Source organism: Kitasatospora sp. NEAU-CNBT7 (assembly GCF_057220535.1).
In genome coordinates, this window is sequence record NZ_JBXQQB010000008.1 from 183130 (window position 1) to 206408 (window position 23279).

General features: G+C 72.7%; 19 protein-coding genes. 15 read left to right on the top strand and 4 right to left on the bottom strand.

Annotated elements, in window-relative coordinates; genetic code table 11:
• Positions 1 to 257 precede the first annotated feature (257 nt).
• A complete protein-coding gene (locus AC2TEW_RS13865) occupies positions 258 to 7448 on the top strand; it encodes an RHS repeat domain-containing protein (protein WP_484623641.1) in 7191 nt (2396 codons plus the stop codon).
• Positions 7441 to 8136 carry a DUF7919 family protein gene (locus AC2TEW_RS13870; protein WP_484623642.1) on the top strand — a complete coding sequence of 232 codons (696 nt, stop codon included), beginning with the start codon at positions 7441 to 7443 and terminating at the stop codon, positions 8134 to 8136. The genes AC2TEW_RS13865 and AC2TEW_RS13870 overlap by 8 nt, the downstream gene beginning before the upstream one ends.
• Before the next feature lie 73 nt (positions 8137 to 8209).
• Here the strand turns inward: AC2TEW_RS13870 and AC2TEW_RS13875 are convergent, their stop codons facing one another.
• Positions 8210 to 8758, bottom strand: a complete 549-nt coding sequence (locus AC2TEW_RS13875) for a Uma2 family endonuclease (protein WP_484623716.1) — start codon at positions 8756 to 8758, stop codon at positions 8210 to 8212.
• 149 nt (positions 8759 to 8907) lie between these two features.
• On the opposite strand from AC2TEW_RS13875, the gene AC2TEW_RS13880 reads away from it, so the two are divergent.
• The 6 genes from AC2TEW_RS13880 (at position 8908) to AC2TEW_RS13905 (ending at position 14912) form a co-directional block, all read left to right on the top strand.
• Positions 8908 to 9276 carry a holo-ACP synthase gene (locus AC2TEW_RS13880; RefSeq protein WP_484623643.1) on the top strand — a complete coding sequence of 123 codons (369 nt, stop codon included), beginning with the start codon at positions 8908 to 8910 and terminating at the stop codon, positions 9274 to 9276.
• Between the two features lie 17 nt (positions 9277 to 9293).
• Complete coding sequence (locus AC2TEW_RS13885) at positions 9294 to 10748, top strand: NAD(P)H-hydrate dehydratase (protein ID WP_484623644.1); 1455 nt, start codon at positions 9294 to 9296, stop codon at positions 10746 to 10748.
• Between the two features lie 650 nt (positions 10749 to 11398).
• On the top strand, positions 11399 to 12583 hold the full coding sequence (gene alr, locus AC2TEW_RS13890; protein ID WP_484623645.1) for an alanine racemase: 1185 nt from the start codon (positions 11399 to 11401) through the stop codon (positions 12581 to 12583).
• Positions 12580 to 14016 (top strand): alpha/beta fold hydrolase, encoded by a 1437-nt coding sequence (locus AC2TEW_RS13895; protein ID WP_484623646.1) that lies wholly within the window; start codon positions 12580 to 12582, stop codon positions 14014 to 14016. The genes alr and AC2TEW_RS13895 overlap by 4 nt, the downstream gene beginning before the upstream one ends.
• Before the next feature lie 90 nt (positions 14017 to 14106).
• Positions 14107 to 14610, top strand: a complete 504-nt coding sequence (gene tsaE / locus AC2TEW_RS13900; RefSeq protein WP_484623647.1) for a tRNA (adenosine(37)-N6)-threonylcarbamoyltransferase complex ATPase subunit type 1 TsaE — start codon at positions 14107 to 14109, stop codon at positions 14608 to 14610.
• A gap of 101 nt (positions 14611 to 14711) precedes the next feature.
• Positions 14712 to 14912, top strand: coding sequence for a hypothetical protein (locus tag AC2TEW_RS13905; protein ID WP_484623648.1), 201 nt, complete (start codon positions 14712 to 14714; stop codon positions 14910 to 14912).
• Between the two features lie 55 nt (positions 14913 to 14967).
• Here AC2TEW_RS13905 and AC2TEW_RS13910 read toward each other — a convergent pair whose 3' ends face one another.
• Positions 14968 to 15576, bottom strand: a complete 609-nt coding sequence (locus AC2TEW_RS13910; RefSeq protein ID WP_484623649.1) for a hypothetical protein — start codon at positions 15574 to 15576, stop codon at positions 14968 to 14970.
• 162 nt (positions 15577 to 15738) lie between these two features.
• Between AC2TEW_RS13910 and tsaB the strand changes: the two genes are divergently transcribed.
• From tsaB to AC2TEW_RS13935, 5 genes are read left to right on the top strand one after another with little or no spacing between them, the layout of a single operon-like run.
• Positions 15739 to 16392, top strand: a complete 654-nt coding sequence (gene tsaB / locus AC2TEW_RS13915) for a tRNA (adenosine(37)-N6)-threonylcarbamoyltransferase complex dimerization subunit type 1 TsaB (RefSeq protein WP_484623650.1) — start codon at positions 15739 to 15741, stop codon at positions 16390 to 16392.
• A gap of 23 nt (positions 16393 to 16415) precedes the next feature.
• Positions 16416 to 16898, top strand: a complete 483-nt coding sequence (gene rimI / locus AC2TEW_RS13920; protein WP_484623717.1) for a ribosomal protein S18-alanine N-acetyltransferase — start codon at positions 16416 to 16418, stop codon at positions 16896 to 16898.
• Positions 16891 to 17973 carry a tRNA (adenosine(37)-N6)-threonylcarbamoyltransferase complex transferase subunit TsaD gene (gene tsaD, locus AC2TEW_RS13925; RefSeq protein ID WP_484623651.1) on the top strand — a complete coding sequence of 361 codons (1083 nt, stop codon included), beginning with the start codon at positions 16891 to 16893 and terminating at the stop codon, positions 17971 to 17973. Before rimI ends, tsaD begins: the two co-directional genes overlap by 8 nt.
• Positions 17970 to 18230 (top strand): hypothetical protein, encoded by a 261-nt coding sequence (locus AC2TEW_RS13930; protein WP_484623652.1) that lies wholly within the window; start codon positions 17970 to 17972, stop codon positions 18228 to 18230. Before tsaD ends, AC2TEW_RS13930 begins: the two co-directional genes overlap by 4 nt.
• A gap of 45 nt (positions 18231 to 18275) precedes the next feature.
• Positions 18276 to 19154: a polysaccharide deacetylase family protein gene (locus tag AC2TEW_RS13935; protein ID WP_484623653.1), complete on the top strand. Its 879-nt coding sequence runs from the start codon at positions 18276 to 18278 to the stop codon at positions 19152 to 19154.
• On the opposite strand, the gene AC2TEW_RS13940 is transcribed toward AC2TEW_RS13935, so the two are convergent.
• Together AC2TEW_RS13940 and AC2TEW_RS13945 are read right to left on the bottom strand one after the other, a co-directional pair.
• A complete protein-coding gene (locus AC2TEW_RS13940) occupies positions 19130 to 20308 on the bottom strand; it encodes a class I SAM-dependent methyltransferase (protein ID WP_484623654.1) in 1179 nt (392 codons plus the stop codon). The genes AC2TEW_RS13935 and AC2TEW_RS13940 overlap by 25 nt on opposite strands.
• Before the next feature lie 58 nt (positions 20309 to 20366).
• Positions 20367 to 20816: a hypothetical protein gene (locus tag AC2TEW_RS13945; protein WP_484623655.1), complete on the bottom strand. Its 450-nt coding sequence runs from the start codon at positions 20814 to 20816 to the stop codon at positions 20367 to 20369.
• A 250-nt stretch (positions 20817 to 21066) separates the two neighbouring features.
• Between AC2TEW_RS13945 and groES the strand changes: the two genes are divergently transcribed.
• Positions 21067 to 21372 (top strand): co-chaperone GroES, encoded by a 306-nt coding sequence (gene groES / locus AC2TEW_RS13950; protein ID WP_014136232.1) that lies wholly within the window; start codon positions 21067 to 21069, stop codon positions 21370 to 21372.
• A 100-nt stretch (positions 21373 to 21472) separates the two neighbouring features.
• Positions 21473 to 23107, top strand: a complete 1635-nt coding sequence (gene groL, locus AC2TEW_RS13955) for a chaperonin GroEL (protein ID WP_484623656.1) — start codon at positions 21473 to 21475, stop codon at positions 23105 to 23107.
• Positions 23108 to 23279 lie beyond the last annotated feature (172 nt).

Consider the following 23279-nt stretch of genomic DNA (forward strand, 5'->3'; position numbering starts at 1 on the left):
GACGTGTTCACAGCACTCTCACCCGATTGTGCGAGGACAGGGTGAAGGCTGTGAACGATGTGACTGCCGGGGAAGGGTATTGCGGTCCCAACGTGCGTGGCAATACCGTTCCCGCTGGTCAGACAGTGCGTCAGCTGATGCACATTCAGGTCTGACGGGTTGAAAACGTTCATTGGGGGATGATTCACATGCGCGCCGCAGCGCGAAGTTTCCAGGGTGCCCGGGGGAGGGGATGGGCTCGACGGGGGACGGTCGCGGTGGCGACGGTCGCCGCGTTCTCGCTGGCGTCGCCGCTGGCGATAGCCGCGGACGTCCTCGTCGGCCCGTACCGCTACACCGGGAAGGTGTGGGCGGCCGACCCGCTCCAGCAGCAGCCCAAGGTGCCGGGCCACCCGGCCGACGGATCCGGCGCCACGCCGAAGCCGGGGATACCGCAGGGGGCGCGTGAACTCACCGCGCACACCCCGGCGGCGGCGAAGTGGCCGGGTGCCTCGACGGTCACCGTCGACCTGGCCGGCAGCTCGGCGGCCAAGAGCCTGAAGGCGGGGGCGTCACCGGTCTCGGTGGCGTCCGTTCCCGCCTCGGAGCTCGGAGTCCGGGCGGGCGGCCTCGTGGCCCCGCTGGCGCCGGTGGCGCCGGCCTCGGCGGTCAAGGTGCAGCTCGCCGACCGGCCGCAGGCCAGGGCGGCGGGAGTCGACGGCCTGCTCGTCGGCCTCGCCCGCACGGACGGCGGAACCGGCGCGGGCAGCGCCTCGGTCTCGCTCGACTACAGCGCCATCGAGCAGGCCTACGGCGGCGGTTGGGCCTCCCGGCTGCATCTGGTCGCGCTGCCGGGCTGCGCGCTGACCACGCCCCGGCTGGCCGCCTGCCGCAAGCAGTCGCCGATCGAGTTCACCAACGACCCGCAGGGGCGCCGGCTCTCGGGCACCGTCGCGCTGCCGAACACCGCGAAGCCGAAGGCGCTGAGCGCGTTCGCCTCGCCGTCGGCGCGGGCCGCCTCCTCGGGCTCGTCCTCGATGGCGGTCGCGGCGGTCGCCGGTTCCGGCGGCTCACAGGGCGACTACGGGGCGACCTCGCTGTCCGCCTCGGGCTCCTGGACGGCCTCGGCCTCCGGCGCCTTCACCTACTCCTACCCGATCACCGTGCCGCCGTCCCTGGGCGGCGCCGCACCGTCGGTCGGGCTGTCGTACGACTCGCAGTCCGTCGACGGCGAGACCTCGGCCCGCAACTCGCAGTCCTCGTGGATCGGTGACGGCTGGGGCTACAGCCCGGGCTTCGTCGAGCGCTCCTACAAGGCCTGCAAGGACCAGGGCATCGAGGACTCCGGCGACCAGTGCTGGGGCGGCTGGAACGCCACCATCTCGCTCGGCTCGCACACCGGCGAGCTGGTCCGGGACTCCTCCGGCGTCTACCACCTGCAGAACGACGACGGCACCAGGATCGAGCGGCTGACGGGCGCTTCGAACGGGTTGTGGGAGGGCGAGTACTTCAAGGTCACCACGACCGACGGCACCGCCTACTACCTCGGCCTCAACCACGCGCCCGGCACCACCTCGGACGGGGCCACCAACAGCGCCTGGGGTGCGCCGGTCTACCACCCCAAGTCGGGTGACCCCTGCTACAGCGCCGCCAAGGGCAACGACTCGCAGTGCGACCAGCAGCCCGGTTACCGGTTCAACCTGGACTTCGCGGTCGACCCGCACGGCAACGTGCAGCGCTACGACTACGCCACGGAGTCCAACTACTACAACATGGGCTACGGCCAGGTCGCCAAGGACGACAAGGGCGGCACGCTCACCGCGTACACCCGTGGCGGGCGCCTGACCCAGATCTCGTACGGCTACCAGCTGCCCGACGTGCTGGCCGGGCGGGAGCCCGCGGCGAAGGTGGTCTTCAACGCCGCCCAGCGCTGCACCACCTCGGACACCGTGTGCCAGGAGTCGAACCTCTCCCGGGACACCGCCACCAACTGGCCGGACACCCCGTACGACCTGACCTGCCTCGCCGGCGACAAGAACAAGGTCGAGGGCGATGACACCGACGGTGTCTGCCTCACGGGCGGGCCGACCTTCTGGCAGACCACCCGCCTGAAGTCGATCGACACCAAGGTCCGCACCGCCTCCGGCTGGCAGGACGTCGACACCTACGACCTGACCCAGGTCTTCTCCGACGCCGGCGGCACCTACGACCCGGTCACCGGAAAGACCCAGGACCCGAAGAACGCGGGCGCCCTGCAGTCGGTGATGTGGCTCTCCGAGATCAGGCACACCGGCAAGGACACCTCCGCCGGCGGCACCGGCACGATCACCCTCGACCCGGTCACCTTCACCGGCATCGAGATGGACAACCGGGTCGACGGACTCTCCCCGGCCGCCCCGCCGCTCTACCACCCGCGGATCTCCAGCATCCAGACGGACACCGGCGAGTCGGTCGCCGTCACCTACCGGGCGCCCGAGTGCTCGCGGACCGGCAACCACATGCCGGCCTCGGCCGACAGCAACACCATGGCCTGCTACCCCGTCTTCTGGAACACCCCGGGCGGGAAGGACCCGATCGAGGACTGGTTCCACAAGACCCTGGTCTCCCAGGTCACCGACAGCGACCGCACCAAGGCCGGCTCGCCGGCCAGCGTGACCAACTACACGTACAGCGGTGGTGCGGCCTGGCACCGGGACGACTCGGACCTGACGGACGACCAGCACCGCACCTGGGGCGGGTTCCGCGGCTACCGGACGGTCACCACCACCACGGGCGCCGCACCCGACCCGATCACCCAGAGCACCGTCTCCTACCTCCAGGGCATGGACGGCGACTACAAGGCGGACGGCACGCGGCGCAGCGTCAAGCTCGCCAACTCGCTCGGCGAGCAGGTCACCGACAGTCCCTGGCTGTCCGGTACCGCGCAGGAGACGGCCACCTACACCCAGGCGGGCGGCAGTGTCGTCAAGAAGTCGCTGACCGACGAGGCCTCCACGGAGGTCACCGTCACAGCGACCCGAACGGCCTGGACGTCGGAGGACCCGGCTCCGGCAAAGCTGTCCGTGCTGCCCGATCTGACGGCTCGCCGCGTGGTTTCGACATCCACCCGTGCCATGGGTCTGATGTCGGACAACACCACGTGGCGGACCACCCAGTCGAAGAGCACGTTCGACAGCTTGGGGCGGATCTTCCAGGTCAATGACAAGGGCGATCTCGCTGTGCCGTCGCAGGAGACCTGCATCACGACGACGTACGCGTCGGCGCCGGCTGCCAACCCGATGATGTTGATGAATCCGAAGGAGACCGTCGGCGTCATCGGACCCTGTGGGACGCCGGTGACGAAGACGACCCTCCTCTCGCAGAAGCGGCTGTTCTACGACGGCGACGGTAGTGTCACCGCACCCGGGGCCTTCGGTTCACTCGGGCAGAACGGCACGTCCCTGGGTCTCCTCACGGCCACCCAGGCCGTCACGTCGTTCGACGCCTCCGGCAAGCCGGAGTTCCGGACGGTGGGTGGCCTGTCGTACGACAAGTACGGCCGGGTCACCAGGAGTACGGACGGCACAGGGGCCGTGACGACGACGGCCTATGGACCGGACAGCTCTACTCTCCCGACATCGCTGTCCACCAAGAGCCCACTCGGCTGGGAGGCAAGCAGCACCATCTCGCCCGCTCGGGGTGCGGTGACGCATTCGGTGGACGCGAACAACAGGGTCACCGATGTGAAGTTCGACGCTCTGGGTCGCCGGACCCAAGTCTGGAAGCCCGGCCGCCGACAGGCCGACCAGACTCCGGACCTGATCTTCACGTACGCGGTCCATGGCGCCGGTGACAATCCGGATCCGTCCGCCGTCACCACGCAGACGCTGCGCGAGAACGGCTCCTACACGACCGGGGTGACGATCTACGACGGGTTGCTCCGTCCCCGTCAGACCCAGTCGACGACCGCGGACAATTCGGCGGGACGGCTCGTCTCCTCCACGTTCTACGACTCGCATGGATGGACCGTCTCCACGATCGCCCCGTATGCCGATGTCGCGAACGGCCCGGGTGCGACCCTGTGGGCCGAGACGAACCGCACGGGACCCTCGGTCACACGCAGCGTGTTCGACGGGCTGGGGCGTGTGGTCACGACTCAGCAGGTGTCCTTCGCGAGCACGCTCTGGCAGGCTGCGAAGGTCTATCAGGGTGTGGATCGCGTCGACACCGTTCCGCCGGATGGTGGGCCGAGCAGCACGACGTATGTGGATGCGCTGGGCCGGACCACTTCGACGGTTTCTCGGGACACGACCGCCGATCGCAAGCTGACCGGCAACTCGACTGTTGCTTCGGGCAGTTCGATTGTCTCCCGGAGCGTGCGACTCGCCATGCTGGCGGACGGCAACCTGGTGCTGACGGCCCTGGTCGAAGGCACCACGCTGTGGTCCTCGGGTACGGCCGGCCACCCCGGCGCGTACGCGGTGATGCAGGCCGACGGCAACCTCGTCGTCTGGGACGCGGCTGGGACGACCAAGTTGTGGTCGACGAACACGGGCGGGCATCCGGGTGCCTTCCTCAAGGTGCAGGGCGACGGCTCCGCCGCCGTGTACAACTCGGACAACTCACGGCTGTGGTCGACCGGCGCGGCGAACCACGCGTCCGTCGCCGACATCACCACGAGCTACACCTACACGCCGAGCGGCCAGCTCGATTCGGTCAAGGACACCGTCGGCAACGTCTGGTCCTACGCGTACAACCTGCAGGGACAGCCGACATCCCAGAGCGATCCCAACACCGGTACCTCCAAGACGTCCTACGACGACTACGGGCGGGTGGCCACGACCACCGACGGCCGGGGACAGACGCTCTCGTTCACCTATGACTCGCTCGGACGCAAGACGGGCGAGTACGAGGGTGCCGGAACGTCCGATCCGACCAAGCTTCTGGCCGAATGGACCTACGACAGCCTCGGCAAGGGCCTCCCGGTCGCCTCCACCCGCTATGTCGGTGGCCGGAACGGCAGCGCCTACGTCTCCGCAGTCACCGGTTACAACGCTGCCGGACAGCCGACCGGGACCAACGTGGTCATCCCGGCCTCGGAGGGCAAGCTTGCGGGCACCTACGGTGTCGCGCCGTCGTACACGGCGAACATCGGCCTGCTGGCCTCCACCACGTACGGCACCGAGGGCGGCCTTCCGGCCGAGACGGTGGGTTACGGCTACAACCTGCAGGGCGGGTTGTACAGCATGGGTACGCCCACGACGCCCTACGTCGCCTCGACCAACTACAGCCCGCTCGGCCAGGTCCTGCAGACCACGCTCGGGCCGGCGGCCAAGCAGCTGCGCACCGGCCAGACCTACGACCAGGCGACGGGCCGGCTGACCACCGACCGGATCACGCTGCAGAGCAACACCGCCAACCCGATATCCGACACCACCTACGGCTACGACCAGTCCGGCAACGTCACCGCGGTCTCCGAGACCGTGTCGTCCGGCGGTACCGACCGCGCGACGGACACCCAGTGCTTCGGTTATGACGCTCAGGACCGACTGGTCACCGCGTGGACCGACACCAAGGGCCTCACCGCTGCGACGGCGGGCCAGCTCGCCCGCTGCACCACCTCCAACCCGAGCCCGGCGACCATCGGCGGCACTGCCCCGTACTGGCTCGACTGGCAGTACAACCAGCTGGGTGACCGGACGCAGCAGGTCCAGCACGATGTGACCGGTAACGCGGCCAAGAACACGACGCAGACCAGCACGTATCCGGGTGCCGGCACGACGGCGGCCGCCAAGCCCAACACCGTCAACAGCGTCAGTACGGCCAATCCGACCACGGGCGTGAGCACGCTCGCCCCGCTCTACGACGCGGCCGGAAGCACCAAGAGCCGCACCGTCACCGGAAGCAGGACATCCAACCAGACCGTCACCTACGACAAGGAAGGTCGCACCGAGACCGTCGTCACGGACGGCAAGCAGGTCGGCTACGTCTACGACGCCAGCGGTGGGCTCCTGATCCAGCGCACCTCTGCCACCACCAAGCTTTACCTGTTCTCCGGCGCCGAGCAGCTCACCCTCGACAACACCACCAAGGCTGTCACGGGTCAGCGCTACTACCGGGCGCCCGACGGGACGGTGATCGTCCGGTCCAGCGGTGGGTCCGTGTGTTATCAGCCCAGGAACGTCCAGGGCACGGCCCAGCTCCAGGTCGACGCCAAGACCCTGGCGATCACCAGGCGAGCCTTCGACCCCTTCGGGAATCCTCGTGGCACGGCGCCTTCCGGGTGGGCCGACAACAACGGCTTCCTGGGCCAGCCCACGGAGGCTCTCAGCGGCCTGGACCTGCTCGGAGCCCGTAACTACGACCCCGTCATCGGCCGGTTCCTGACCGCGGACCCGGTGTTCCAGATCGGGGACCCGAACCAGATGGGCGGCTACACCTATGCCGCCAACAACCCCACGACCGGCAGCGACGCCAACGGTCTCAGCTGGCTGAGGGACTGGGCCAACGACGCGGGAAGCTTCCTCGGCGGTGTCGGTGACTCCATCATCGGCGATCCGTACCAGTGGACCGTCAACACCGGCTCCGATTTCCTGAACGCCTGCTCCGACGGCTGGAACTCCTACTGGGAGGACAAGGACACCCTCGGCCTGATACCCGAGTTCGGGCACACCGGCTACGTCGACGACACGCCCCTGGCGGACCTCTTCAACATCGACACGGACTCCGACGCGTACGTCGCCGGTCAATGGGTGGGCACGGTCGGGTCGCTCGTCATCGACGGAGTAGGGCTGGTGAAGGGCGTTGTGGCCGGCGTCAAGGCCTTCAAGGCCGTGCGGCTGGCCATGAAGGAGGGCGACGGCCTCCTCACCGCGGTCAAGAGGCTTCTCGCCGACGACCTTCCCACGACGCCGCCGGGCGATGCCGCACCGACGACCCCCAAGACCGACACTCCGAGCACTCCCAAGTCGGGAACCATCAAGGGCGGGGACGAGCCCACCACACCCGCGGCCAGCAGCGACGCGACGCTCAGCGGAGGGGGCGAGAGCACCGGGGGCGGGAAGCCGCCGCACAAGAATGCGAACGTCGCCCAACCGATCGACGGCCTGCGGAGCGACGGGGACACGGTCATCCACGGGCACGGTGGCTACTACGGGAACGGCACGACGCGGGTCCCGGAGGGAACCATTCTCTGCATGTATGTCGACGACGGTCGCAAACTGGATGCTGCCAAGGGGCTTGCCATCGCTGGGCCCGGCGGTCCGAACTACAACCCGCTTCACATCTTCGGCCCCGGAGACGAGGTTCCCAACTACACTCTCACCCCGCTCGGGTACAGGACCGACAACGGTCTGCCGCACAAGTACCGGATGGGCTCGATCATCGTCAATGAAGAGACGTTGCTGAGTGACATCCTGGAACCGGACATGGGTGTGTGCCACTGGGTCGCATGCCGTTACCCGGGCTACAAGAACGGCGCAAATGGCTGAGTACCGCGACCTCACCCCTTACGTCTATGACGAGGCTCCGCTGCCGATGACGGCGGTCGGATGGCTCGGCGGCGGTGACGGGATCCCGTGTCGGGGCTCTGTCACCGAGAGGCAGCTCGACCGGATCCGGCAGGAGGCCAAGCGCTCGCGGAACCTCGCTCTGGGGCTCCACGACTGCGAACTGTGTCCTGCCGGAGAGTCTGTCAGTGGCACCGGTGAGATCCATGTCTTCGGGGCCGCGGGAACCACGTACTGCGCTCCCGCCATGGTTGCCCACTACATTCGGGATCACGGGTACACACCTCCCGCCGAGTTCCTCACCGCCCTGACCCGGGATGGTTTCCTGGACTGGGACGACCGCGCAGAGACGCTGGTGTCCGTGCTCGTCTCGGACCGCGCGGAACCGGGATGGCGGGACGCCGCCGCGATCGACATCGTGAACTGGCACGACGGACGGGCCCTCGACGCCTTGCTCGTGGCCGGCCTGGACGATCACATCGTGGACTATTCGGGACGCTCGATCGGTGCGTCGATCGCCGAGTTCTGGGGTCGTGCCGGCGCGGTCGACGGCGACTCGTACGGCGCGCTCCTGCCGCAGGTGCAGTGGGGGGTTCTGAACGAGCTCCATGACCGGCACCCCGAGCTGGCGAACGGTCTGCTCGTGCCCCCTGAGAAGTTCAACTACTGACGGGAGACCAACAGGTCGTGCCCGGCGGCTCCGGCTGCCGGGCACGACCTTGGTCGTCCCGTGGGCCGGCCGCCTACCGCAGGGGCGCCGTGTCCAGCGCGAACGAGAACGGCGCCGGCAGGTCGAGCGGCTTGCCGAACGGGACCTGGATGTGGGCGGTGTAGTCCCCGTCCGCCGGGTCCGTGAACAGGGTGGCGTGCGACTCGTCGCGGTCGATCAGCAGGTAGCAGGGGATGCCCGCCGAGGCGTACCCGAGGCGCTTGGCCTCGCGGTCCTTGCCCGGGTTGGTCGAGGTGATCTCGAAGACCAGCAGGACCCCGGAGGGAGCGGCCCAGGAGTCCTTGTCCTCGAAGTGCCCCACCGGACTGACGGTGCCGTCCGGGATGAACCGCCCGTTGGGCGTGACCAGGCCCTTGGTGCCCGAGAGATCCAGGTCGATGGCTGCCTGGCGCATGAACTGCCGGTTGAGCAGGGCGAACGCGGTCTCGTGGGATCCGTCCGGCGGTGGAGTTACGACGATCTCCCCTTCGATCAGCTCGGCTTTGAAGCCGGCCGGGGTGTCCAGTTCCAGAAAGGCCCTGAGGAGATCGTCCCCGGACAACGGGTGCTCGACGGCTGGCATGGCGACCATGGCCCTTCTCCGTCCTGCTGGGGGTTGCCGCGCAACACGGTAGGTGTACGGACCGGGGCAGGCGGGGGATCGGAGGGGTTCTCACCCGAAAGTGTGCCGTAAGGTCCGGGCCACGGGCGGTTGCGACGGAGGAGTTCAGCTTGATCATCGGCGTTGGGATCGACGTGGCGGCCATCGACCGGTTCGAGGCGTCGCTGGAGCGCACGCCCCAGCTGGCGGACCGGCTGTTCACCGAGGCCGAGCTGGTCCTCCCGTCGGGGGCGCGCCGCGGCGGGGCCTCGCTGGCGGCCCGGTTCGCCGCGAAGGAGGCGCTGGCCAAGGCGCTGGGCGCGCCGCCGGGACTGAAGTGGACGGACGCCGAGGTGAGCGTCGAGTCCTCCGGGCGCCCGGTACTGAAGGTCACCGGGACGGTGGCGGCGCGCGCCGCCGAACTCGGCGTCCGGTCGTGGCATGTGTCGCTCAGTCATGACGCGGGCGTAGCGTCGGCGGTGGTGATCGCCGAAGGCTGAGCCGCGGGAGGCAGCGGATGCGTTACGCACACACCGTCGAGCAGGTCCGGGCGGCGGAGGCCGAACTGATGGCCCGGCTGCCGGAGGGCACCCTGATGCAGCGGGCCGCCGCCGGACTCGCCGCCACCTGCGCACAGCTGCTGCCCCGGGTGTACGGCAGCCGGGTCCTGGTCCTGGCCGGCAGTGGCGACAACGGCGGCGACGCGCTGTACGCGGCCGCCCGGCTGGCCCGGCGCGGGGCGCGGGTCCGGGCCGTCCTGCTGTCGCCGGAGCGGGTGCACGCGGGCGGGCTGGCCGCGCTGCGGGCCGCCGGCGGGCGGGTGACCGAGGACCCGGGCGAGTTCGGGCGGGCGGACCTGGTGCTGGACGGCATCGTGGGGATCGGCGGCCGCGGCGGGCTGCGGCCCGGGGCGCAGCCGTACGCCTCGATGGAGCGGCGCGGCCCGGTGGTGGCGGTCGACGTGCCGAGCGGGGTGGACGCCGACACCGGGCAGGTCGACGGCGTCGCGCTGCGGGCGGACGTCACGGTCTGCTTCGGCACCCACAAGCCCGGCCTGCTGATCGACCCCGGCGCCTCGTACGCCGGAGTGGTGCACCTGGTGGACATCGGGCTGACCCTGCCCGAGGCGCCGGTGACGGCGCTCCAGCACGCGGATGTGGCCGCCCTGCTGCCCCGGCCGTCGGCGGAGAGCGACAAGTACCGCCGCGGGGTGGCCGGCATCGCGGCCGGCTCGGCCCGCTACCCGGGGGCGGCGGTGCTCGCGGTGGCGGGCGCGCTGCGCGGCGGGGCCGGCGCGGTGCGGTACGCGGGGACGGCGGCCGAGGAGGTGGTGCGGCGCTTCCCCGAAGCCTTGGTCAGCACCGGCGGACCGGCCGACGCCGGGCGGGTGCAGGCCTGGGTGGTCGGACCCGGCGGTGGGGACGGCGCCGCCGACGCACTCGCCCAGGCGCTGGCCACCGACGTCCCGGTGCTGGTGGACGCCGACGGGCTGACCGAACTGGCCCGGCTCGGCCCGGCCGCGCTCGCCGGACGGACGGCGCCGGTCCTGCTCACCCCGCACACCGGGGAGGCCGCCCGGCTGCTGGCCGGAGCGGACGGCGGGGCCCCGCCGCTCGCCCAGGACCTGGCGGCGGCGCGGCTGGCGACCGCCCGGCGGCTGGCGGCGGCCTACGGCGCGACCGTCCTGCTCAAGGGCTCGACCACGGTGGTCGCCGACCCGGCCGGCCCGGCCCGGGTCAACCCGACCGGGACGCCCTGGCTCGCCACGGCCGGCAGCGGCGACGTGCTCTCCGGCCTGGCCGGCTCCCTCCTCGCCGCCGGCCTCGGCGCCTTCGACGCGGCCTCCGCAGCCGCCTACCTCCACGGCCTGGCCGGCCGCACCGCCGCCCACGGCGACACCCCGACCACCGCCATGGCAGTCGCCACCGCCCTCCGCCCCGCCTGGCAAGCCGTCCACCAGCCCCCCGCCTGACGTGGGGAACTGCGCGGGGTCGGCCGGCACCTCCCAGGGGCGCGGGGAACCGCGCGAGGTCGGCAGGGCAGCCGCGAGTCCCGTGCGCAGAGAGGCCAGCTGGCACCTCCCGGGGGCGCGGGGAACTGCGCGAGGTCGGCAGGGCAGCTGCGAGTCCCGTGCCCGAGAGGCCGGCTGGCACTTCCCAGGGGCGTGGGGAACTGCGCGACGTCGGTAGGGCAGCGGGGAATCCGTGCGCAGAGAGGCCAGCTGGCACCTCCCGGGGGCGCAGGGAACTGCGCGAGGTCGGCAGGGCAGCCGCGAGTCCCGTGCGCAGAGAGGCCAGCTGGCACCTCCCGGGGGCGCGGGGAACTGCGCGAGGTCGGCAGGGCAGCCGCGAGTCCCGTGCGCAGAGAGGCCAGCTGGCACCTCCCGGGGGCGCGGGGAACTGCGCGAGGTCGACAGGACAGCCGCGAGTCCCGTGCCCCGAGAGGCCGGCCGGCACCCGTCCCAGGTCCACCGGGACACCCCGGCCGGAGGCCGCGAGCTCCCGCCCGCGCCGCCCCCGTACGGAACCCGGCCGCCCCCGCGGAGCGTCTTCGCAGGTCCACCGCCACGTCCCCGCGGGCCGTTCACGGGGCAACGGCGGCGGTCTGGGAGACTGATACGCGATGACAACTGCGAACACCACCGGTACGGCCGTCCTCGCGCAGGGGGCGCGAGCCGAGGCGACCATCGATCTGGGCGCCCTGCGGGGCAACCTGGACGCGCTGCGCGCCCGTACCGCCGGCCCTGCGCTGATGGCCGTGGTCAAGGCGGACGCCTACGGCCACGGCGCGGTGCGGTGTGCCCGGGAGGCGGTCGCGGCGGGCATCGGCTGGCTCGGTACGGCGATGCCCGAGGAGGCGCTCGCGCTGCGCGCCGCGGGGATCGGTCCCGAGCAGGCCCGCATCCTGTGCTGGCTGTGGACGCCGGGCGGCCCCTGGCAGCAGGCGCTGCACGCGCGGATCGACGTCTCGGTGAGCGCCCGCTGGGCCCTGGACGAGCTGGTGGCGGCGGTCCGGGAGACCGGGGTGCCGGGCCGGGTGCACCTGAAGGCCGACACCGGCCTCGGCCGCAACGGCTGCCAGCCGCACGACTGGCCGGACCTGGTGGCCGCCGCGCTGCGCGCACAGGCCGAGGGCCTGATCGAGGTGGTCGGCCTGTGGTCGCACCTCGCGGCCGCGGACGAGCCCGGCCACCCTTCGATCCAGGCCCAGCTGGACTCATTCGAGGCGGCGCTGGCCCACGCCGAGCGGGCGGGGGTGCGCCCCGAGGTGCGGCACCTGGCGAACTCGCCGGCCACCCTGCTGCTGCCGGCCTCGCACTACGACCTGGTCCGCACCGGCCTCGCGATGTACGGGCTGTCGCCGGTGCCCGAGGTCGGCACCCCGGCCGACTTCGGCCTGCGCCCGGTGATGTCGCTGACCGCCCGCCTCGCGCTGGTGAAGACCGTCCCCGGCGGCCACGGGGTGAGCTACGGCCACCACTACACGACCCCCGGCCCGACCACCCTGGGCCTGGTGCCGGTCGGCTACGCGGACGGCATCCCGCGGCACGCCAGCGGCACCGGCCCGGTGCTGATCGGCGGCAAGTGGCGGACGGTCGCGGGCCGGGTGGCGATGGACCAGTTCGTCGTCGACCTCGGCGGCGACACCCCGCCGGTCGGCGAGGAGGTGCTGGTGTTCGGCACCGGCGAGCACGGGGAGCCGACCGCCGAGGACTGGGGCCGGGCCTGCGGCACCATCGCGTACGAGATCATCACCCGGATCGGCGCCCGGGTGCCGCGCCGCTACGTGGGCGGCACCGGCTCATGACCGAGCCCGGCGCGGGCGGCAACCCGGTGGCGGCGGTGGCGAAGGCCGCCGGGTCGGCCTCGGCCGGGGTGAGCCGGGCCGGGCTGATCGGCATCTCGCTGGGCGTGGTGGCGGCGGGCGCCGCCGCCGGGGTGGCGATAGAGCGGCTGACGGTCGGCCGCTCGATGCGCCGCCGGGCCCGCGAGGAGCTGGCCGCGGCGGCGCCGTTCGGTTCGCTGCGCGGGCGGCCGCGCACGGTGACCGCCCCCGACGGCACCGAGCTGTACGTGGAGCTGGACGGCGTCGGCTGGCCGGATCCGGTGCAGGTGCGCCCGGAGGAGGGCCCGGCGCCGCGGCGCGGCTGGTTCGCCCGCCGCCGGCCCGAGGCGTCGGTGGACCGGGCCGGGCTGCCGGGGCTGCTCGGCGGGTCCGGGGCGCTGGTGCGGGCCGGCAGCCGGAAGAGCTTCGGCGCCGCGCCGGCGCCGGCCGCGCCGCCGCTGACCGTGGTGTTCTGCCACGGCTACTGCCTGAACCAGGACAGCTGGCACTTCCAGCGGGCGGTGCTGCGCGAGTCGATGCGGCTGGTCTTCTGGGACCAGCGCAGCCACGGCCGCTCCGAGCGGTCGCGCTCCTACGTGGCCGGTGAGCCCGCCTCGATCGATCAGCTCGGCGCCGACCTGAAGGCGGTGCTGGACGCGGTGGTGCCCGAGGGCCCGGTCGTGCTGGTGGGCCACTCGATGGGCGGGATGACCGTGATGGCGCTCGCCGCCCAGCACCCGGAGCTGTTCGGAGCCGCGACGCCCGCGACGCCAGGGGCGCCCGCGACGCCCACGGCTCCCGCGGAGCTCGCGGCGTCCGGGCCCGGGGCCGCGGGGCGGATCGCCGGCGTGGCGCTGATCGGCACGCTGGCCGGCGACTGGGACTCCGTCACCTTCGGCCTGCCGGTGGCGGGGGCGCGGCTGATGCGCCGGGTCGCCCCGGGCGTGGTGCGGCTGCTCGGCAAGCAGGTCGAACTGGTGGAGGCCACCCGCAGGTTCGGCGCCGATGTGACCGGTGTGTTCTACCGCCGGTTCTCGTTCGGCTCCAAGGACGTGGACCCGTCGGTGGTGCGGTTCGCCGAGCAGCTGCTGGACGCCACCCCGATCGACGTGGTCGCCGAGTTCTACCCGGCGTTCTCCGCGCACGACAAGCGGGCGGCGCTGTCGGCCCTGGACGGCGTCCCCACCCTGGTGCTGGCCGGGACCAAGGACCTGCTCACCCCGCCCGAGCACAGCGAGGCGATCGCCGCCCGGCTGCCCGGCGCCGAGCTGGTGCTGGTGGAGGACGCCGGGCACCTGGTGATGCTGGAGCGCCCCGAGGTGGTGGACCGGCAGCTGGCCGCGCTGCTGGTCCGGGCCGCCGGCCGGGCCGGCGCGGCGCCGCTGCCGGAGGCCGTCCGCGAGCTGCTGGACTGAGCGGTGCGCGGCCGCGGTCCGGGGTGTGGCACCGTAGCGGGAGCCGCCGCGCCGGGCGGCGCCATCCCGGACGAAGGGCATCGCACGACCATGGGCACCCGAACCACCGTCACCGTCGCCACCCCCGAGCTGATGACCGGGCTCGGACGTGAGCTGGCCGGCCTGCTGCGGCCCGGCGACCTGGTGCTGCTCTCCGGTGAGCTGGGGGCCGGCAAGACCACCCTGACCCGGGGCCTGGGGGAGGGCCTGGGGGTGCGCGGCGCGGTCACCTCGCCGACCTTCGTGATCGCCCGGGTGCACCCGTCGCTGGTCGGCGGCCCGGCGCTGGTCCACGTGGACGCCTACCGGCTCGGCGGCGGGCTGGACGAGATGGAGGACCTGGACCTGGACGTCTCGCTGCCGGACTCGGTGGTGGTGGTCGAGTGGGGCGAGGGCAAGGTCGAGGAGCTCTCCGAGGACCGGCTGGAGGTCCGGATCGAGCGGGCGATCGGCGGCAGCGCCACCGAGGACAGCGACCCGCGCCGGGTCACCTTCACCGGCCTGGGCAGCCGCTGGGACGACGGCGCGCTGGCCCGGCTGGGTGAGCGGGGCTGAGTTTCCCGACAGGCTGTCGGCAAGGTGTTGCGGGCGGACGGCCGGGCGTGATGGGATGGATGCGCTGTGGTTAGGTATGCCTAACTAGGGAGCCTCCCGTCATGACGCGCACCACGACGAGCACCTCGACCGGTACCTCCGCCGGGCCCGCGCCCGCACCCGTGCCGATGAGCGCCCTGCTGGCCGCCTGCGCGGCCGCCGCCGCCGTCTCCACCCCGCCCGCCCGGCCCCGGGAGGCGCGGCCCGGCGCGGCCAGGACCGAGCCGCCGCGTCCCGGCCTCACCCACCCGCGCGCGGCCTGACCCGGACCGCCCGCACCGCCGGGACGGCGGTTCGGCGGCCGGTTCGGCGGACCGCTCAGGGGACGACGACCACCGTGGTGCCGGCCGGGGCGAAGTCCCAGAGCAGCTGCCCGTCGGCCCGGCTGGAGCGGATCCCGCCGGTCTTCGCCTTCGGATCGGCCGCCTTCTGGTCGGGGCTCGCGGACGGCACGGGCTTCCCGGTGGACGGCGAGGGGGACGCGTCGTCGACCGCCGCGCTGAAGCCGAACACCGCGCCCTGCTGGGAGAAGCGCACCACGTGCTCGATCTTCTTGCCGTCGGTGCCGGTGCCCGCCGCCGTCCGGCTGTACACCGGGTAGCTGCCCACGGGCGGCGACACCGAGCCGGGCACCACCGCGAACGACGCCGTCACCTGGGGGTTCTTCCGCGGGTCGACCAGCCAGACCTGCTTGGCGCCCAGCGAGTAGACCACCCGCAGCCCGGTCCCGGAGTTGGCGGGCAGCGGCGGGGTGGGCGGCGCGGTGGCGCGGGCCGCGGCCGAGGTCAGCGGTGCCACCGGCGGGGTGTACCCGGCCTCCAGCGCCCGCTCCTGGGCGCCGTTCGCCTGGAAGGCGAGCAGGCCGACCGCGGCCATCGCCCCCAGGGTGAGACCGGTGACCGCCAATCCAGCGCCCAGCTTCGCCACGTCTGCTCCCGCTGCTCGCCCGGGACCTGCGCGCCCGGGGCCAGTACCTGAGCTCATCGTGCCAGGTCCGACCGGGCTTTTCGGACCGATCCGATCGCGTGTTCCCCGGCCCGCACGGGTGGGCGGACGGCCCGCCCCGGCGGACCCTCTAACCTTGGAACCGTGCTGCTGCTTGCGTTCGACACCGCCACCCCCGCCGTCACGGCCGCCGTCCACGACGGCACGGCCGTCCTCGCCGAGTCGTACCAGGTGGACGCCCGGCGCCACGGCGAACTGCTCCTGCCGACCATCGAGGACGTGCTGCGCACGGCCGGCGTGGACAAGCGCGAGCTGACCGGCCTGGCGGTGGGCGTCGGCCCCGGCCCGTACACCGGCCTGCGGGTCGGCCTGGTCACCGCGGCCGCGCTCGGCCACGCGCTCGGCCTGCCGGTGCACGGCGTCTGCACCCTGGACGCCATCGCCCACCAGGCCCGCGCCGAGGGGCTGACCGGGCCGTTCACGGTGGCCACCGACGCCCGCCGCAAGGAGGTCTACTGGGCCTCCTACGACGAGGCGGGCGCCCGGGTCGAGGGCCCGGCGGTGGACCGCCCGGCCGAGCTGACCCCGGCGGCGCAGGCCGTCGGCGCCGGCGCGCTGCTCTACCCGGACGCGTTCCCGGGCGCCCGCGGCCCGCAGCACGTCTCGGCGGGCGCGCTGGCCGCGTTCGCCGTCGCCGAGCTGGCGGCCGGCCGCGAGCTGCTGCCCAACGTGCCGCTCTACCTGCGCCGCCCGGACGCCCAGGTGCCGGCCGGCTACAAGGCGGTGCTCCCGGCGTGAGCCCCGCCGTCACGCTGCGCCGGATGCGCTGGTGGGACATCGAGCCGGTGATGGCGCTCGAGCTCGAGCTGTTCCCCGAGGACGCCTGGTCGCCCGCGATGTACTGGTCCGAGCTGGCCGAGACCCACCCCGGCGGCACCCGGCACTACACCGTCGCCGAGACCGCCGACGGCGCGATCACCGGCTACGCGGGCCTGATGGCGGTCGGCGCCGAGGGCGACGTCCAGACCATCGCGGTCGCCCCGGGCCACCAGGGCACCGGCCTCGGCGCCACCCTCCTGGCCGGCCTGGTCGAGGAGTCCGCCCGGCGCGGCTGCGAGGAACTGCTGCTGGAGGTCCGGGTCGACAACCTGCGCGCCCAGCGGCTGTACGAGCGCTTCGGCTTCCAGCCGGTCGGCGTCCGCCGCGGCTACTACCAGCCCGCCGGCGTCGACGCGCTCGTGATGCGCCTCGACCACCCCACGTACCACCCAGAGCACGAATCGAAGGACCCGGACCATGGCTGACGAACCGCTCGTCCTCGGCATCGAGACCTCCTGCGACGAGACCGGTGTCGGCATCGTCCGCGGCACCACGCTGCTGGCCGACGCGGTCGCCTCCAGCGTCAACGACCACGCCCGCTTCGGCGGGGTGGTCCCCGAGATCGCCAGCCGGGCGCACCTGGAGGCGATGATCCCGACCATCCAGCGGGCGCTGGACACCGCCGGGGTGAAGGCCGCCGACCTGGACGGCATCGCCGTCACCGCGGGCCCCGGCCTGGCCGGCGCGCTGCTGGTCGGGGTGAGCGCCGCCAAGGCGTACGCCTGGGCGCTGGACAAGCCGCTGTACGGGGTCAACCACCTCGCCTCGCACATCTGCGTCGACCAGCTGGAGCACGGCCGGCTGCCCGAGCCGACGATGGCGCTGCTGGTCTCCGGCGGGCACTCCTCGCTGCTGCTCAGCTCGGACATCACCACCGACGTCCGCCCGCTCGGCGCGACCATCGACGACGCGGCCGGCGAGGCCTTCGACAAGGTCGCCCGGGTGCTCGGACTGGGCTTCCCCGGCGGCCCGGTGGTCGACCGCACCGCCCGGGACGGCGACCCGAAGGCGATCGCCTTCCCGCGCGGCCTGAGCAACGCCAACGACCCGGCGTACGACTTCTCCTTCTCCGGTCTGAAGACCGCGGTCGCCCGCTGGGTGGAGGCCCGGCGCCGGGCCGGCGAGGAGGTGCCGATCGCCGACGTCTCCGCGTCCTTCCAGGAGGCCGTCACGGACGTGCTGACCCGCAAGGCCGTCCGGGCCTGCAAGGACAACGGCGTCGACCACCTGATGATCGGCGGCGGGGTGGCGGCCAACTCGCGGCTGCGCGAGATGGCCCAGCAGCGCTGCGACAAGGCCGGCATCGTGCTGCGGGTCCCGCGCCCGGGCCTGTGCACCGACAACGGCGCGATGGTGGCCGCCCTCGGGTCCGAGATGGTCTGGCGCGACCGCGCGCCGTCCGCCTTCGACCTGTCGGCGGACTCCTCGCTGCCGGTCACCGAGGTCTCGGTGCCGCACGGGGACCTGCACGCCCACGCCCACCGCGCGCTGAAGCCGTGACCACGGCGCTGATGTGGGAGGCCCGGGCGGCCGGCGGCCGGGCCGCCGAGCTCGCCGCCTGGGTCCGGGAGGAGGCGCTGCCCGCGCTGCGCGGCCCGGCCGGTCCCCAGCGGGCCGAGGTGTTCGGCGCGCCCGGTGACCGGGTGCTGCTGATCACCTGGTGGGCGGGGGAACCCGCGGCCGTCCCCGACCCGCCGTCAGAACTGCTCGCCCGACCCGTCCACCGGTGGTCGTTCACCAGTCAACACGTCGAGTAGCGTTCATTCCTGAGAGTGAGCTGAACGACCCGGGGGAGTTGCGCGGTGCGGAAGACGTATGTCCTGGCGGCCTTGGCCCTGCTGCTGACCGCCACGGGGTGCGGCAGCTCCGGCGGGACCTCCGCCACCACCCCCGCGCCCGCGTCGCCCACCGGCGGCGCGTCCGGCGGCCCGGCGCCGTCCTCCGCCGCGCCGGCCGGCCAGGCCGCGCCGGTCCCCGGCGCCGCGCTCTGGTCGAAGTGGGGCCTCACCGCGCTGCCGGCCGCCCCCGCCGCCCCGGCCGACAAGCCCGTCAAGCTGACCAGGACCGGCCCCGTGCCGGTGTTCAGCGAGGTGCCGACGCACGACAAGGTCGTCTTCATCACCATCGACGACGGCGCCGAGAAGGACCCGAAGTTCGTCGAGATGCTCACCGACCTCAAGGTGCCGGTCTCCATGTTCCTGACCCGCGACATCGTCAAGGACGACTACGGGTACTTCAAACCGCTGCAGGCCCTCGGCAACCACATCCACAACCACACCGTGGACCACCCGGTGATGAGCAAGCTCACCCCGGACAAGCAGAAGAGCGAGGTCTGCGACACCCAGACCGCGCTCACCCAGCAGTACGGCACGCCCCCGCTGCTGTTCCGCCCGCCCTACGGCGACGGCGCCAACACCGCCTCGGTCAACACCGCCGTCCAGCAGTGCGGGCCGCGCGCCATCGTGCTGTGGCGGGAGTCGATGCAGATCCACGACATGCAGTACCAGGCCGCCGACAAGAAGCTCAAGCCCGGCGACATCATCCTGGCGCACTTCCGCGGCCCCAAGGACCTCAAGGGCGAGACGATGACCGCGATGTTCGGCGAACTGCTCGGCCGGATCCAGGAGCAGGGCTTCGCGGTCGCCCGGCTGGAGGACTACATCCAGCCGCCCACCGGCTGACCGAGCATCATCAGCGGCCCGTCGTCGGTCCGGCACAGGATCACCGTCAGCGAGTTCGGCCCGGCCGGCTTCAGCTGCCTGCGCAGCTCGTCCGGCACCACCGACACCCCGCGCTTCTTGATCACCACGGTCCCGGCCGCCCGCTCACGGACCAGCGCCTTCAGCACCTTCACCTTGTACGGCAGCACGTCGGTCAGCTCGAAGGCGTGCGCGTACGGGGTCGCCACCAGCCGGTCGGAGGTCAGGTAGGCGATCATCGGGTCGATCAGCCGGCCGCCGACCTGCTGCGCCACCTCGGTCACCAGGTGCGCCCGGATCACCGCGCCGTCCGGCTCGTACAGGTAGCGGCCGACCGGGCCCGCGTCCGGGTCCGGCCGGCGGCCGCCGGTCAGCGTGTGGTCCCCGGGCAGCAGGGTGGCCCGGTGCGGCTCGGCGGCGCCGGTGCCGAACCACAGCACCGCCTCCTTCACCTCCCCGTGGTCCGAGACCCACTCCGCCTCGGCGCCCTCCGGCACCAGCTCGTGCGGGATGCCCGGCGCCACCTTCAGCGCACCGAACGGGGTGCGGCGGGCCGCCTCGACGGCCCAGGACAGCGGCGGCGAGTACGCCTCGGGGTCGAAGACCCGCCCGCGCGCGGTCCGCCGGGCCGGGTCGGTGAACACCGCGTCGAAGCCCGCCACGTCGACGTCGGCGACGTCCGCGCAGCGCACCTCGACCAGGTCCGCCAGGCCCAGCGCGGCCGCGTTGGCCTCGGCCACCGCGCAGGTCAGCGGCGAGCGGTCGACCGCGAGCACCGCGACCCCGGCCCGGGCCAGCGCGATGGCGTCGCCGCCGATCCCGCAGCACAGGTCCGCCAGCCGCCGCACCCCGAGCGCGGCGAACTGCCCGGCCCGCCACTCGGCCACGCTGCGCCGGGTGGCCTGCTCCACGCCGTCGGGCGTGAAGTACATGAGGTCCGCGTCGGCGCCGAACTTGGCGCGGGCCCGCTGCCGCAGCCGGGCCTGCTCGAAGGCGGCCCGGACCAGCTCGGCGGGGTACTCCCGGCGCAGCCGGGTGGCCAGCGCCAGCTCCTCGTCGGCGGTGAACTCCCGCAGTTCGGCGAGCAGCGCGCGGCCCCGGTCGGTCAGCAGGGCCCGGAACGATTCGATCTCCACGCCCCCATTGTCGATCAGCCGGTGCGGTGCCACCGGCCGCCGCCCGGCGCCCCGGCCCTCAGCAGGCCGTGCCGGGCCGGCAGGCCGCGTGCGGGGCCGGCGCGGGCCCGGCGGCCGGCGGTGCGGGCCGGGCCGCCCAGAGGGCCAGCGCCGCCGCCAGGACCGCGGTCAGCAGGACGGTCTGGACGGCGGCCGCGGCCCGGTGGCGGCGCAGGGCCAGCAGCACCGCACTGAGGGCGAGCGCCGCCGCGCTCGCCCCGGCGACCGTCAGCGGGGTGTGCACCGCCCGCCGGTGGTGACCGGCCGGCTCGCCGGCGGCCGGGTAGTCGACCCACGGGAACGGGTGGCCGACCCCGGAGAGCAGCAGGAACAGCACGGCCAGGCCGGCCAGCCAGACGTCCAGCGCGAGCACCAGCAGACCGACCGCGAGGGCGCCGCCCGGTCTCGGTGACCCGTCGTCAGACGGGCCTGGGCCGGGGCGTGGTGGCGTCTGCGAGTCGGCGGGCACCCCCGCATTCTGCCCGCCGCGGCGCGGGCCGCACATGAGTACGGGTACTCGGCCCGGATCGAACGACCGGCCGCGCCATTGGCACTCTGGTTGACTGAGTGCTAACCGGCGCCTATGGTCGTTCCTGGCACTCTCCCCAGGGTGAGTGCTAACGCGATGGAGCATGCCTGACCCCCGCGACGGCAGGCCTGCGGACACCGCCACACCTACCTGTTAGACAACCCCGTAATCTCCGAAGGGGAGCTCGGACGTGACCACCAGCAGCAAGGTTGCCATCAAGCCGCTCGAGGACCGCATCGTGGTCCAGCCGCTCGACGCCGAGACCACCACGGCCTCCGGCCTGGTTATCCCGGACACCGCCAAGGAGAAGCCCCAGGAGGGCGTCGTCCTGGCCGTCGGCCCGGGCCGCTTCGAGGACGGCCAGCGCCTTCCGCTCGACGTTGCCGTCGGCGACATCGTGCTCTACTCGAAGTACGGCGGCACCGAGGTGAAGTACCAGGGCGAGGAGTACCTGGTCCTCTCGGCTCGCGACGTTCTCGCCATCATCGAGAAGTAAGACGTCTCCGCCCGCCCCGGATCCGTGTCCTCCAGTGACAGGGGCCCGGGGCGCGGTTGTTGGCTCACGTAAACCAGGCACTTTCTGAGGAATCGGGATCATGGCGAAGACCCTGCAGTTCGACGAGGACGCCCGCCGCTCGCTGGAGCGCGGTGTGAACAAGCTGGCCGACACGGTCAAGGTGACCATCGGCCCCAAGGGCCGCAACGTCGTCATCGACAAGAAGTTCGGCGCCCCCACCATCACCAACGACGGTGTGACCATCGCGCGCGAGGTCGAGCTCGACGACCCGTACGAGAACCTCGGCGCGCAGCTGGTCAAGGAGGTCGCCACCAAGACCAACGACGTCGCGGGTGACGGCACCACCACCGCCACCGTGCTGGCCCAGGCCCTGGTCAACGAGGGTCTGCGCAACGTCGCCGCCGGTGCCGGCCCGGCCGCCCTGAAGAAGGGCATCGACAAGGCCGTCGCCGCCGTCTCCGAGCACCTGCTGTCCATCGCCCGCGAGATCGAGGGCAAGGACGACGTCGCCGCCGTCGCCTCCCTCTCCGCGCAGGACACCCAGGTCGGCGAGCTGATCGCCGAGGCGATCGACAAGGTCGGCAAGGACGGTGTGATCACCGTCGAGGAGTCCAACACCTTCGGCGTCGAGCTCGAGTTCACCGAGGGCATGCAGTTCGACAAGGGCTACCTGTCGCCGTACTTCGTCACCGACGCGGAGCGCCAGGAGGCGGTCCTCGACGACCCGTACATCCTGATCAACCAGGGCAAGATCTCCTCCATCCAGGAGCTGCTCCCGCTGCTGGAGAAGATCCTCCAGGGCGGCGCCTCCAAGCCGCTGCTGATCATCGCCGAGGACGTCGACGGCGAGGCGCTGTCGACCCTGGTGGTCAACAAGATCCGTGGCACCTTCAACGCCGTCGCCGTCAAGGCCCCGGGCTTCGGCGACCGCCGCAAGGCGATCCTCGGCGACCTCGCCGTCCTCACCGGCGGCACCGTGATCTCCGAGGAGGTCGGCCTCAAGCTCGACCAGGTCGGCCTCGAGGTGCTCGGCACCGCCCGCCGCGTCACCGTCACCAAGGACGAGACCATCCTGGTCGACGGCGCCGGCGACCACGACGCGGTGGCCGGCCGGGTCGGCCAGATCAAGGCCGAGATCGCCGCCAGCGACTCCGACTGGGACCGCGAGAAGCTGCAGGAGCGCCTGGCCAAGCTGGCCGGCGGCGTCTGCGTCATCAAGGTCGGCGCCGCCACCGAGGTGGAGCTCAAGGAGCGCAAGCACCGCCTCGAGGACGCCATCTCCGCCACCCGCGCCGCCGTCGAGGAGGGCATCGTCGCCGGTGGCGGCGCCTCCCTGGTGCACGCCGCCAAGGTGCTGGACGGCGGCCTGGGCCTGTCGGGCGACGAGGCGACCGGTGTCGCGGTCGTCCGCAAGGCGCTCGCCGAGCCGCTGCGCTGGATCGCCCAGAACGCCGGCCTCGAGGGCTACGTCATCACCTCGAAGGTCGCCGACCTGGAGGCGGGCTTCGGCTACAACGCCGCCACCGGCGAGTACGGCGACCTGGTCAAGGCCGGCGTCATCGACCCGGTCAAGGTCACCCGCTCCGCCCTGGAGAACGCCGCCTCCATCGCCTCCCTGCTGCTCACCACCGAGACCCTCGTGGTGGAGAAGAAGGAAGAGGAGGAGGCCAACGGTCACGGCCACTCGCACGGCGGCCACGGCCACTCCCACTGACCCACCGGGTCGGCAGGTTCCGAGGCCCGGTCGCGCCGAACGGCGCGGCCGGGCCTCCGGCATGTCCGCACCCGGCCGCGGCGCCGGATACCCTCGGGGGCGGCGGCGCGGCCGGCGGGGCCGAATTCATCAGTCAGGTTTTGCGTACGCCAAAGGCTGCCTTATAACTGAG

Excerpts from the sequence above, each read along its gene's own strand:
- AC2TEW_RS13870 (WP_484623642.1), top strand. The coding sequence starts at position 7,441 with ATGGCTGAGTACCGCGACCTCACCCCTTACGTCTATGACGAGGCTCCG.
- AC2TEW_RS13895 (WP_484623646.1), top strand. The coding sequence starts at position 12,580 with ATGACCGAGCCCGGCGCGGGCGGCAACCCGGTGGCGGCGGTGGCGAAG.
- AC2TEW_RS13885 (WP_484623644.1), top strand. The coding sequence starts at position 9,294 with ATGCGTTACGCACACACCGTCGAGCAGGTCCGGGCGGCGGAGGCCGAA.
- rimI (WP_484623717.1), top strand. The coding sequence starts at position 16,416 with ATGCGCTGGTGGGACATCGAGCCGGTGATGGCGCTCGAGCTCGAGCTG.
- AC2TEW_RS13875 (WP_484623716.1), bottom strand. The coding sequence starts at position 8,758 with ATGCCAGCCGTCGAGCACCCGTTGTCCGGGGACGATCTCCTCAGGGCC.
- tsaD (WP_484623651.1), top strand. The coding sequence starts at position 16,891 with ATGGCTGACGAACCGCTCGTCCTCGGCATCGAGACCTCCTGCGACGAG.
- AC2TEW_RS13905 (WP_484623648.1), top strand. The coding sequence starts at position 14,712 with ATGACGCGCACCACGACGAGCACCTCGACCGGTACCTCCGCCGGGCCC.
- alr (WP_484623645.1), top strand. The coding sequence starts at position 11,399 with ATGACAACTGCGAACACCACCGGTACGGCCGTCCTCGCGCAGGGGGCG.
- tsaE (WP_484623647.1), top strand. The coding sequence starts at position 14,107 with ATGGGCACCCGAACCACCGTCACCGTCGCCACCCCCGAGCTGATGACC.
- groL (WP_484623656.1), top strand. The coding sequence starts at position 21,473 with ATGGCGAAGACCCTGCAGTTCGACGAGGACGCCCGCCGCTCGCTGGAG.